This window comes from Acinetobacter sp. KB005 (assembly GCF_049949095.1).
GTDB classification, from domain to species: Bacteria; Pseudomonadota; Gammaproteobacteria; order Pseudomonadales; family Moraxellaceae; genus Acinetobacter; species Acinetobacter calcoaceticus.
Map to the genome: position 1 here is coordinate 1,994,381 of NZ_CP188191.1, position 13,192 is coordinate 2,007,572.

Consider the following 13,192-nt stretch of genomic DNA (forward strand, 5'->3'; position numbering starts at 1 on the left):
TTATAGATTATTTTGATCAGGCTTTTTGCTTTTTTTGAGCCAAACAGATCGTTTGGCTTTTTATTTCCAGAGTTTAACTTCTATTTATTCAGACTCATTTAGGTCACGTTCACGACATGATAGTTCATAGTATTTACCTTTAGGTAAGGAACTGATTTTAAATCCATAGTAATTACTATCTGACTCGATAGGGTTGATATTACATTGATTAGTTTTTGCAAATTGTTGAATCAATTTCAAATTAGCTGTTTGTTTAAAAACAGCTCCCCAACCTTCGCTAACACAACATCCCACATATTCAGACATATATTCATCTGAGATTAGTACAACGTTTTGCCCCATAAATTGGTAAGACTTTTTTAATTTGTATACATCATTATAATCTGCTCTTGAAATATTGGCTTTTTTTGCTATAAGGCCTTGTTGTTTAAGTATTTTGAAATTTAAAAAATCATGATGACCAGTACCAAGTCCTCGATACACTGAACTATTATCTGCTGCAAAACTATATGAGCTGAGAATGCTCAATAAACTAAAAAATAATATTTTTTTCATTTTAACTTTCAGAAGTTATATTGGATCGTAATTCTTTCATATCTTCTTAGCAGCGTAAAGTAAGTTACTGATTTTGATTGCTTCACTTCACTAAAATTGGTCGTAAATATTTTTGTTATTAAAATTTAAGTTCAGTTTGTAGATTTATATAAAGCAAATTAGAAGAAGATGATGAGGATAAGGAAAGATACCAATATAAACAAAATATGAAATACCTTAAATTGAGACAGACAGGTCATTCTGATAAACTTATTGGGTTAATAATAAAGCGTGTTTCATAATGTTGAATAATATCTTTGGTATCTTGGAAAAAATGGGATTTGGCGTTCAGAAACGGGCGATTAGTATCCAGTTTTCAAATGCAGAGCTTAATTCTCAGATTATGTTGCAACGTATAGATGGGTATCATGGGATTAATGATGGGCTATCAGCAGAACTTATTTGTTTATCTACAAACCCATATATTGAATTAAAACAGTTTATTGGATGTCAGGTTGCGGTTGATCAAGTGACAGATTCCGGTCAACTTTTTAGAACTACGGGTATTGTAACTGGTGCCAGTCAAGGGCAAAGCGATGGTGCTTTTAGTCTATATCGCTTGACTATGCAGGATGCTACTAGCTTATGGCATAAACGACGTAATAGCCGTGTGTTTATGAATAAAAGTGTTGTGGATATTATTGAGGTCATTTTTAAGGAATGGCAAAGTAAAAGTCCTTTATTTGCATCAAGTTTACAGTTAGAGACGAGTGGTTTAACAAAAACGTATGATGTACGCCCATTCTCTATGCAGTCTAATGAAAGTGATTACGCATATTTAACTAGAATAATGCGTGAAGAATCAATTAATTGGGTTGTGGATGAGTCTAGTTATATTGTAACAACTAATAGTCAAAGTATTGAGGCACAGAAACTACGTTTAATTGATGATAATAATCAGTTTCAATCGCTTGAACGCAGAACCATTCGTTACCATCGTTCTAACGCAACTGAACAATATGACAGCATCACTAGTTTTATTGCTCAGCGACAGTTACAACCAACAGCTATTCATGTACAACGTTGGCAAGCTGATAGTCTAAGTCAAGAAGATGCCAGTGGATCAGTCATTAGTTTGCATAAACATAGTTCTCAGCGAGACAATGAAAGCTTAAGTCTAGAACAGGCATTGAATATATCTCCTGCTTGGATAAGTGATCTTAAAGGGGAGGATCAAGCCACTGCTTCAAGTAACTCTCAGTTAGAAAAACTGAATATACATTTAAACCAATATCAGTCATTACAAGCCAAGTATTTTACAGCGCATAGCAGTGTACGTGATACCCAAGTCGGTTATTGGTTCCAATTGCTTGACTACCCAGAATTAGAAAAAAATCATAGTCAGCATGATAAGGAGTTTTTAATCCTTAATAAGCACTTTTATAATCAAAATAACCTGCCAAAAGATATACAAGACCAAGTTGAAAAGTTATTGACCTTAAGTCACTGGCAAACCACCAAAGACAGTGAACAAGAGCGTCAGGCTAATGAATTTGTAGTCGTTCGTAGAAATATCAATGTTGTACCTGAATATGACCCTTTGAAGCATCGTCCTATAGCTCATGTACAACGCGCCAAAGTGGTCAGTGATGGTGAAGAAATTCATGTGGATGAATGGGGACGAATAAAAGTCAGATTCCTATTTACGCGTACAGATGACCATGCCCATGATGGTGGTGCGGGGGCCAATAATAGTGATACAGATTCGGCTTGGATAGATGTCCTTACTCCTTGGGCTGGTGAAGGTTACGGAGCACGTTTTTTACCTCGTAAAGATGAAATCGTAGTGATTGATTTCTTTGATGGCAACATTGATCGACCATTTGTAACGGGACGCATCCATGAGGCGCAGCGTTCTCCAACGAAGTTCGATATTAAAGGGCAATTACCTGACACAAAAAAACTGAGTGGTATTCGTTCAAAAGAGGTTGACGGCAGTGGGTATAACCAACTCCGTTTTGATGATACGACAGGGCAGATTAGTGCTCAGTTACATAGCAGTCACGGTTCCTCTCAGCTTAATTTGGGGAATTTGAGTCATCCGAAAGATAAAGCGGAAAGTGAAGGACGTGGACAAGGCTTTGAATTAAGAACAGATGAGTGGGGAGCTGTTCGTGCCGCTAAAGGAATACTTTTAACGTCCGAATCATCAGAACAGGCACAAGGCGAACAACTGACAAGGTCGAACATAAAAGAGAATATTAATTTTCATACCGAAAGTAATAAATACTTTAAAGAACTTGCTTCAGCCCATGAAGTAGATGAACCAGATTTAGGTTCACAAGATTCACTTAAAGAAAAATTTGATAAATGGAATGAAAGTTCAGATGCTTTAGTGGCTTTGCATAGTGAATCAGCAATGATTTTAGATAGCAAAGAGAGTTTGCAACTTGCCGCTAAACAAAATATCGATTTCAGTACACCGAAAAATCTGCAATTTTTCACTGGTAAAAGTTGGATTGCAAAGGCACTGGATAAAATTAGTATTTTTGCCAAACATGCAGGAATCAAAATTAAATCGGGTGAAGGGGATGTAGAGGTAGCAGCACAAAAAGGAAAAATGACTTTATCTTCCAAACAACAAATGCATGTTTACTCACTTAATGATTTTGTCCGAATTGAAAGTGGAAAAGGAATTTTGATTACTGCGGGTGGTGGATATATCAAAATTCAGGATGGAAATATAGAAATTGCATGCCCCGGTTTAATAGAGCTTAAAGCTGGCCAGATCCAGACAAAAAGTGGTGCTTCTCTTTCAAGCCAATTACCAGCAATGCCGGAATTGAAATCACAATATGACGAGCATTTTATTTTGCATTATCCAGATGGTGAACCCGCAAAAAATCTTAAATACCGAATTACGGCTGAAGATGGTCAAGTTTTTGAAGGTGTATCTGGCGAAGATGGAAAAACTACAGTTTTTACCAAAGATGCAATGACAGCATTAAATATAGAAGTTTTTTCTCCAGAATAAAGCACTAGGAAGGTTGAGAATGAATTTGTTAAAGCGCTTAACACTTTGCTTATTAACAGCAGTTTCTTTTAGTGCATGTTCAAATGTTGAGAAAGAACAAGAAGGAATTAAAGTGATTGATTATAGTAACCCTAAGAAAGTATGTTTTGGCCGAATTGAATTAACGGTACCGAAAGAGTCAGAAATTGAATACAGTAAATTCAACTATAATGGTAGTGATATTGAGGTTGATGAAAGTGTAAAAATATACGAAGCATATCAAAAACTAATTAAAGACAAAATTCAGAATCTCAAGAATGAACCTCATGAAACAGAGGGTGTTTTATTAAAACGAGAAATGCAAGGTCCTGTAAACCAAGCTGGGCATTCAGTTAGCCATATTATCGTATACAGGGAGAATAAGTATGATAAGGAAATCTACAATATTGACGGGTATTTATATCTTAGTCCCAATAAACTTCTCACTTTAAAAAGTGGTGCAAGTAATGAGTATCTTGATCGCTCAATTGAACGAATACAGCATAACTTAAAAAGCATCAAACTCAGATCATCTAAGGGAGAAGGTCAAGCTGGTTTATGTTGGAAAGAGTTTTTTATTTTAGATGATATGAGTAAAAATATTCCATTTACGGGTGGGCATTTACATTTAACTTTTCCAAGTTATCCAAGAGTTCGAGTAGATATTGAACATCGAGCGCGATTAGAGTCTGACCGTCCATTAATTGAAATGGTTAAGGAAAATGAAAAAAATGCTCCTGCTATTTTTAAGGCCATGATGAGCACAGAAAATCTAAGAGAGCAAAAAAAAGAGATTAACGGTTTAGCTGGTGAAGAGATATTTGGTCATGCCCATCGTCGAGGCTTCTCTGAGCGTGGTTTTGAATCAGCAGCGTGGCAATATTTGGGTTCATTGCAAAATAATAATGATCCATATATTCATTACGGTTTAGAAAGTGCTGAGCTTGTCCATGATGATGAGCCACTTCAGTCTACTATTAGCCAAAAGAAAGTTTTTCAATTACATGACTTTATTTTAAACAGCATCCAAATTGCACCAAATAATAAAAAGGAACAATAAGATGGTAAATAAGTCTATTGCTCAATCGGGTTCGGCAACTAGTCCTACCACAAATAAGGCTGGGACTTATGTAGAAGTACCTTTGCAAGATACAATTCCAATTATTTTTGTGCCGGGAATTATGGGGTCAAATATTTTTAATACTGCTTTGAAGAAGCCTGTATGGAAATTGGGTAATGGCGGCGGCATGGTAGGTACTATTTATTCACAAATGCAAAAAAGCCCTGCCGTGCTACAGAGTGAGTTGGACCCTTTAAATACTAGAGTTGATACAAGTGGCGATATAAAAGTTGATAGTCGACTTAAATTAACCGAAAAGACCTTAAGAGAACGCTATTGGGGTACAGTGCATTGGGATAGTTATGGCGGAATTTTAACTTATTTACAAATGGTACTGAATAACGTCGATTTAAATGAAAAACCGATTTATGGAGGTGGAGTTGGAGGAGGCTATGCTGCAATTCATCAAATGAAACAGCAAGAAGCAATTTATGAGTGGAAAAGTTTACTTAATCAGGGAGAATCAAATAAATGGACTCCTCAAGAGTCATTTATATCAATTAATCAAAAAGAAATAGAGCATTTAAAAAAATTTCATTTCCCTGTTTATGCTATGGGTTATAACTGGCTACAATCTAGTGAAAATGGAGCAGCAATTGTTGCCCAAAAAATAGATAAGATAAAACAAGAATATGGTGCACGGTTCCATAAATTTATTATTGTCACTCATTCTATGGGAGGGCTTCTAACGCGTAGACTAGTTCAATTACGTGGAGGAGATATTGCTGGTGTAGTCCACGGTGTTATGCCAGCAGAAGGTGCTGCTGCTGCTTATAGGCGACTTGTTGCAGGTTCATCAGAGGGTGGGCTGGTAAGTGCGGTTGCGGCTAATGTTATTGGTAAAAATACTGAACATGTAACTGCTGTGCTTGCAAATGCTCCAGGTGGTTTAGAACTATTACCAAGTAAAGCTTATAACAATGGAAGACCATGGTTATTCTTGAATGGTTCAGGATTAATGGGTGGAAAAGACTTACAAACAAATGTTGTTTCTCTGCCTAAAAGTGACCCTTATGAAGAAATTTATAAAGCTGACGGCGTTTGGTGGGAAATGGTCAAGGAAGAACTAATTGATCCTGCTAAAATGGTTGAAAAAAATAATCCGGATAAGAATGTCAAAGATATCTATAAGCAAAAAATTAATGGTGTTAAGGATTTCCATTCAAAAATTATGAATAAATATCACTCATGTACTTATGTTAATTATGGACATGACCCTAAGCATTCAAGTTTTGGCACACTGACATGGACATTAGATCAACCATTGAGAGGTTTAACGGCCGAGCAAATGAAAAGGTTACCAAGAGCAACAGCAAAGCAAATAGGTGCACATCGTCAAAAAATTGTTCAAGAACAAATGGAAAAAATTAAAAAAGGCAAAGGTACAGATGCTAACAATCGTGACTTAGCGCTTGAGAATAATGGCATCCGCTATATCTCGTTAGTAAGTGGTAATCTGGGTGTCTTTTCAATCTCCAATCAAAACGCACCTGGAGATGGTACCGTGCCGTACCAGTCTGGTTGTGCTCCACTAAAGCAGTCTGGAGTTAAACAAGTATTCAAAATGACAGGTTTTGATCATCAAGGTAGTTATAACAATACACAGGTTAAGCGTTCTGTACTTTATTCTATAGTCAAAATTATTAAGGAAAATAATATTCAACCGAAGTATAGATAAACTAAGGGGAGGCGAACCCTTTAGTTTAAAGAAATGATTGATGTATGGCACTCAATTTGACTTAGATAATAATTTACAGCGGTTATTGAAAAATTTAAAGATAAAAAGCTAACAATGGATCAGATTATGAATAGCTTAATGTCTGAAGCTGGATAATTAATTTTTTAATCAGGGCTAATATACTTTTATTGAAATAAATTAATAAGAGTTCTAAATGGAGAGAAATAATGAAATATAGAATACTATTTATTTTACTAGGTATACCAGTAATTTTAACTGGTTGTAATTGGATGTATGGGCAAATTTAAATGATGGGAGGGAATTCAGGGATATGAATATTTATCTGCATATTTATACCCTAATAATACAGTAGAAATTACTACATCTCTTAATTGGCCAAATCCAACCGAAAAGGGTTTAAGGTGGCAAGAAAGAATGGGGCTAAATAATGTTTAAAAAACAATTATCAAACCAACTATAGAACTAATAGTGAGGTTCCAAACACTTCACCTGCGGCAAAACAAGATTGTTCAGATGTAGTTCATATTTCTGTCTTTTTTGATGGTACAGGTAATATAAAGTTGCTGAAGATAAAGCTGTAGGTAGTCAAGAGGTTAAGCAAGAACAGCTTTTTGATCAATATCAACAAGTCCAGCAGGGCTTAAAAGCAGCTAGTTGGGTCGATAAGAGTCAGATAACAGTCTAAAAACTTTCTCATCCTTGAAAAAATTAAGACTTATATTTGTAGAATCCTGTGGTATTTATGATAGCAGGAGAGCTAGAGCAACTAGTTCTCCTACTTAATTCGTTTTACTTCTTTTGCTTAAAGCGATATTTGCATTTTAGGCAGCGGTAATCCTGAAAAATGTTCTTATCGATCATCACACCCGCTTTTTTACCAAAAATATTACCCACCACACCGCCAGTGATTCCTGCACTAATTGCACCGACAAAAGTTCCTACAGTTCCGCCAACAATCACACCTAAAGGACCAGCAATCGTACCAATGGCTGCTCCAACAGAAGCGCCAGTTGCCGCACCACCTACAGTACCTGCCGTTGTGCCAGCAGCTGTCAGTAAAACACCGCCAGTTGTTCTAAGTAATTTGTCATGGTCACGTGCTTCAATTTCTGTAGAACCACACTTAGGACATTGCAGAGCTTTTTCCATAAAATTTCCTGTCTTTCATCATTGAGTGACACAGTTGACGGCGCTAAATCAGTAAAGTGGGTAAAGAACGTCTTTCGATGAAGTGTCTTTTGCCTATTGAGTGATTGCAACAATAAACTGGTCTGCTTTGATTTTAGCTGAACATGAGCGCAAATATTTATACATCATGTAAACACTTGTACTTTAATAATTATCCCATTAAATACCAATGTTTAGAATGACTAAGGGTTACATATCAATGTGCCTAGCAGAGAACCATTCAACAATGATGGATAGAATGTGAATGATTTTTTGAGTAGATTTTCTGGAGTTACTTAGGGTGATGAGCTGTTAAATGGTAAAAGGCTTATCCTGTTTGAATAAGCCTTCTTTGAATATTAGAGTGCTTTTTTCCAACTTAAAAATTTATATAGCCCAAACATGAACGTGATCCAGATCGGAAGTAAAATCACCGATTTTTCAAATCCTTGAGTCCACATAATATATAAAATCATGCCAATAAAAATTAAAACAATATAGTTACTCAAAGGCGAAAATAGCGCAGGAAATTTGACAGCTTTACCTTCAAGTTTCATCGCACGTTTAAACTTCAAATGGGTAAAGCTAATAATTGCCCAGTTTAAAACTAAAGCGGCTACGGCCATGTACATGAGATAGCTTAAAGCTTCTTCTGGTACGAAATAGTTAAGTAATACACAACCAAAAATCAGAATAGAAGAGAAGATAACAGCAGCTTTAGGAACACCTTGTTTGCTCACTTGTGCAAAAACTTTTGGAGCATGGCCCTGTACTGCAAGCCCATATAACATACGGCTGTTGGCATACATGCCGCTGTTATAAACCGACAGTGCAGCAGTCAAAATAATAAAGTTGAGTAAATGTGCAGCCCAACCAATGCCAAGCTGGCTAAAAATCATGACAAATGGGCTTTTATCTAAACGACCAAGGTCAAGCTGATTCCACGGAATAAGTGACATAATGATGGCAAGCGAAGCCACATAAAAAATCAAGATGCGGAAAATCACTTGATTGATTGCTTGTGGAATACTTTTTTCTGGATTTTCAGCTTCAGCAGCAGTCATCCCAATCAGTTCAATACCGCCAAAAGCAAACATTAAGAAGGCGAGCATATAAAACAGGCCCGAGAACCCATGTGGGAAAAATCCGCCATGCTGCCATAGGTTTGAAAAGCTAGCTAATGAGTCGCTACCCGCTGTAAGCAATAAATATAGACCAAAGACAATCATTGCAATGACAGCAGCGACTTTAATAATGGCTAACCAAAACTCAGATTCACCATAAAATTTAACATTGCCCAAGTTCAAACATGTGACTAGAACAAAGAAAAATAAAGCTGATATCCAAGCAGGAATATGGGGCCACCAGTAATGTACATATTTAGCGACCGCTGTTAGTTCGGTCATAGCGACTAGAATATAGACAACCCAATAGTTCCAGCCCGATAAAAAACCGGGGAATCTTCCCCAATATTTTTGTGCAAAGTAACTAAAAGAGCCGACCACAGGTTCTTCTACGATCATTTCACCCATTTGGCGCATAATTAAAAATGCAACCAAACCAACGATGGCATAACCTAAAATAATAGAAGGACCAGCGGACTGGATGACTTGTGCAGAGCCTAAAAATAAACCTGTCCCGACAGCACCACCCATAGCGATTAACTGGATGTGACGATTTTTAAGTCCACGTTTTAATTGGGAAGATGAGTTGCTCAAAATATATGCGCTGAATTAAAAAGCTGGCGCTATTGTAATAGATTGGCTAGGGATAACCTAGTTTGAAAGGGATTTTACTCAGTTAAATAAAAAGGATTCACACAAAACTGCACGAATCCTTTTTTAGAAAAATGATGTTTTTCTAAATTAGAAAGACACCATTTTGCCTGGGTTAATCATTGCGCCGATGCCATACATACTTTTTGCGAGCGGAATGACAACGGGAGCAAGGGTACGACCAAACATAATATTTTGATGGTCAATTTTAGATAACATTTCGAAGTCATTAGATTGCCCAACAAAGTCATTTGCAATGGCTTTACCAATACGAACAGTCTGCGCCACACCATGACCGCTCCAGCCATGAACAGCATAAATCGGGAATTTATTGCCAAACTTACGGCTATCAACTGCACCATTTACCGTTAAATCAGTCGTTCCACTCCAAACAAAATCCATCTCTAGATTTTTAATTTGAGGGAATACCGTATGAATTCGGTGCTCTAGATAATTTAAAGTTTTCTCTGGACCCCAACACGTTCCCGTGCCTTGACCACCAAACAGTAAGCGGTTGTTAAACACGGGGCGGTAGTAATCAATCTGGAACTGAGTGTCATAAACCGGATGCCCAAATGGCAGAAGCTCTTTTGTATCAAGCTCTAGCGGAGCAGTAGTCGCAACATAGGTATAAAAGGGAATAGTGGTATTGTTTTGCTCTGATAAAAGTTTAAATGAGGCATGGTGAACTGCCAAAACTACAGACTTTTTAGCTTTTACGACGGCATTTGCTGTTTGAACATAAATACCATCTGGTTTTTCTTCTATTGAAATGACTTCTGTTTGCTCATAAACAGTACCGCCGTTTTGGCAAAAACCATAAATTAAGCCGCGGTTTAAAGCTAAAGGATGAATTTGTCCACCCAACTCATCAATTAAACCACCCGTATAGTAGTCAGACTTAATATAGTCCATGAGTTCGTGTTTACCCACAATGCGGGTATGGTCTTCACCTAAATACTTTCGTGCATCGGCGCCTTGTGTTAAACCAACCAAATGTCCTTCATGAACGGCGGCAGTAATGTGGCCACGTTTTCGGTCAAAGTTGAGCTGGTATTTTTCCGAAATGTCATCAATGAGTTGCATGGCTTCCGTAGAGGTAAAATGCCACAGTTTTTTTGCATCTTCATAACCTAATCGATCGGCCATTTCTTGAGCTTCCCAGCGTGCCAAACCGGGGGTGAGTTGTCCGCCATTTCTGCCAGAGGCTGCACTACCAATACGATTTTTTTCTAATAAAACGGTATCTACGCCTTGTTCAGCTAAATGTAAGGCTGTCGATGAACCTAATAAACCGCCACCAATAACCACCACATCACATTCTAAATCGACCTTTAAACTGTCAAATGTATGCCAATCAGAAAGTGAGCTTTCATAGTAGTTCGCTGGATTATCTACCGATGGGCCTTCTACAGTGGTTGTGTCAAATTTTGCATGTTTCGGATTTAACCAGCTCCATTCTTTGCCCACTTGTAGAGATTTACTTGGTTTATATTCCACGTCTTTTAAAAACTGGGGTTTAGAAATAATATTCATGATGAAGTTCCTGTAAAATTAATAAGCATTACTAATAGCAATACTTTGTTTTTTAATCGTTTTATAGATAAATAAAAGAATGCCTAAAGATAACCAGAAACATCCGAAAGTCAGTGAAGATGAGTCAAGGTTAAGCCAGAGACAAATAATGCTGATGACTGATATAAGCGGCAAAAATAGGTTTAGAAATTTATTTTTAAACCCTGAGCGCTGTTTATCTTTAATATAAAATTTCATAAAAACCGAGAAGTTTACGGCTGTAAAAGCGACTAGAGCACCAAAGCTGATAAGGCTTACGACTTGTGCTAAATCTAGAAAAACCGCGGACATCGAAATAAGACCAACAAATAAAACCGAGAAAAATGGTGTACCTAAGGAGATATGAATTGTCCCAAAATACTTTTTAGGAAAAATATTGTCAGTGCCCATTATATACAGTAAACGTGAAGCACTGGCATGTGAGGCTAGGCCAGAGGCAACGGTGTTCATAATTTGCCCGCATAAGAATATGGACTGGAAAAAAGCCCCGCCGACATAAAGCACAATTTCAGGAAGCGCTTCAGTAGGGTGCTGGAAGCGAAGATTATTTGGAAAATAAAGCTGAATAAACCAGGCGGCGGTAAAGAAAATGAATCCACCAGCAAGTGTTGTTAACATGACTGCTCGTGGAATATTTTTGGTGGGTTGTTTGGTTTCATTTGAAAGCGTAGTAACCGCATCAAAACCTAAAAATGAAAAGCACAAAACTGAGGCACCCGCAACGAGTGGTAGTAAAGATTGGTGCTCATGCCAGAGGGGAGCCAAGGTAAGCACATGCTCATAACCTTGACTCGAGCCAATACCCTGAATCACTAAATAGACAAAGATAACCATGAGTATGATGGGTGCAAACACAAACAACAGGCTTAAATTGGCCAGTAAGCGAATACGGAAACAGTTCACTAAGGTGACAAGGCTCGCCGACACAAGCACCCAAAACCAGTAAGGCAGACTTGGAATGAGGGCAGTGAGATAAATTGCGGCAAGCAAAACATTAATGAGTGGTAATAACAGATAGTCGAGTAGGGAGCACCAACCGACAAAAAAGCCACTTTTAGGGCCTAGGCTTTCAGCAGTATAGCTATATGCCGAGCCTGACTTTTCTGAAGTTTTACTGAATCTTGCATAGCTCCAAGCGGTGAGTAACATGGCACCAAGTGCGAGTAAATATGCAAGTGGCACGTGACCATTGGTAATTCCAGAGACAATGCCGAAAGTATCAAACACTGTCATTGGCGTCATGTAGGCAATACCAATAATCGTGACTTGCCAAAGAGACAGTTTTTTTAAGGAAGACGTTTTATTTTCCATGTCATTTCAACCTCAAATTTCGTTGTTTTGCTTTTCATCCGGAAAAGCGATGCTATTTTTGAGCCAAAACTTCCCCAAGACCTGAATGAGCAAGTCTGATTGAAGAAAGTTTGAACAAAAGCCAGAGGCTTCAGGTGCTGTTTCGATTTGGTGATGCCCTAAAGCAAGGTCAAATATTTATATCTTTGACTTCACTCTAGATAACGACCAATTGAAAAGATTGACACGGTCGTGAGAGAACCTGCTCGGGGCTTTGTCCTCTAAATAATGTGCCTGTCCTGATGGTGACGTCATTTGAAGTAATGACTCGAGAAGAATCGTTGATCACGATTGCTTTTTGTTTGATGTTTTTCAGCTTCGGCATGAGAAGTTTTTCGAGTGCGGAAACTAAAATGTCGGTGGCAATTACACCGATAAATTGATCACGAATCATGACTGGGTGGGCAAGGGTGATGGTGTATGCACCATTACAAATATAATCGACATATGGCCCATGGATGCACGGACTTTTATTTTGAGCAGGTTTATGGAACCACTCAAAAGAGCGAAAATCTAAAAATCGCTGAGCATTTTGATAGTTTTCAAGTTTGGCTTGTTGTAACTGATCTTCTTTTTTATACCACCATTCGAGTGTCCAATAATCTTGTTCTTCTTGCGTTGCAGGACTATAACTTGCAAAGCCAATACCTTGACTGTAATGGCTTTCCTGTAATGCCTTTTTAATTTCTTTTTGCAAAGCTGAACGTTCTGAACCTGAAAGCTTAACGTCTTTTGTTTTTTCAGGTTCATGTTTTGAGAGAATTTTGCTCGCTTTAGCCGCCAGTTTTTCTGTAATGGCTGTCGTTTCCTCAACCACCGTCTTTAACAAATTTTGAAGCTCTTCTATATCTAAATGTTGGGTCATTCCTATAACTCCTAAAATTCCGTATTTCTCACTCGATATTTGATAAGCGCTCTGT

At 37.6% G+C, this 13,192-nt stretch carries 9 protein-coding genes; 3 read left to right on the forward strand and 6 right to left on the reverse strand.

Annotation, left to right across the window (positions count from 1 at the left end; genetic code table 11):
* Positions 1-84: 84 nt before the first annotated feature.
* A complete protein-coding gene (locus ACPF64_RS09650; RefSeq protein WP_426452884.1) occupies positions 85-555 on the reverse strand; it encodes a hypothetical protein in 471 nt (156 codons plus the stop codon).
* A gap of 280 nt (positions 556-835) precedes the next feature.
* On the opposite strand from ACPF64_RS09650, the gene ACPF64_RS09655 reads away from it, so the two are divergent.
* The 3 genes from ACPF64_RS09655 to ACPF64_RS09665 are packed head-to-tail and all read left to right on the forward strand — an operon-like array spanning position 836 to position 6,384.
* Complete coding sequence (locus ACPF64_RS09655) at positions 836-3,568, forward strand: type VI secretion system Vgr family protein (protein ID WP_426452886.1); 2,733 nt, start codon at positions 836-838, stop codon at positions 3,566-3,568.
* 19 nt (positions 3,569-3,587) lie between these two features.
* Complete coding sequence (locus ACPF64_RS09660) at positions 3,588-4,646, forward strand: T6SS immunity protein Tli4 family protein (RefSeq protein WP_005042085.1); 1,059 nt, start codon at positions 3,588-3,590, stop codon at positions 4,644-4,646.
* Position 4,647: 1 nt separating this feature from the next.
* The gene (locus ACPF64_RS09665; RefSeq protein WP_426452889.1) at positions 4,648-6,384 is read left to right on the forward strand and encodes an esterase/lipase family protein; all 1,737 of its coding nucleotides are present in this window, start codon (positions 4,648-4,650) and stop codon (positions 6,382-6,384) included.
* A gap of 810 nt (positions 6,385-7,194) precedes the next feature.
* On the opposite strand, the gene ACPF64_RS09670 is transcribed toward ACPF64_RS09665, so the two are convergent.
* From ACPF64_RS09670 to ACPF64_RS09690, 5 genes are all read right to left on the reverse strand, one after another.
* Complete coding sequence (locus ACPF64_RS09670; RefSeq protein WP_005303542.1) at positions 7,195-7,554, reverse strand: hypothetical protein; 360 nt, start codon at positions 7,552-7,554, stop codon at positions 7,195-7,197.
* Between the two features lie 377 nt (positions 7,555-7,931).
* Entirely contained in the window at positions 7,932-9,290 is a 1,359-nt protein-coding gene (locus ACPF64_RS09675) for an amino acid permease (RefSeq protein ID WP_426452891.1), read from the reverse strand.
* Positions 9,291-9,437: 147 nt separating this feature from the next.
* Entirely contained in the window at positions 9,438-10,883 is a 1,446-nt protein-coding gene (locus ACPF64_RS09680; protein WP_426452893.1) for an NAD(P)/FAD-dependent oxidoreductase, read from the reverse strand.
* 18 nt (positions 10,884-10,901) lie between these two features.
* Positions 10,902-12,233 carry an APC family permease gene (locus ACPF64_RS09685; RefSeq protein WP_424609906.1) on the reverse strand — a complete coding sequence of 444 codons (1,332 nt, stop codon included), beginning with the start codon at positions 12,231-12,233 and terminating at the stop codon, positions 10,902-10,904.
* Positions 12,234-12,429: 196 nt separating this feature from the next.
* Positions 12,430-13,137, reverse strand: coding sequence for a cache domain-containing protein (locus ACPF64_RS09690; RefSeq protein WP_017391632.1), 708 nt, complete (start codon positions 13,135-13,137; stop codon positions 12,430-12,432).
* Positions 13,138-13,192 lie beyond the last annotated feature (55 nt).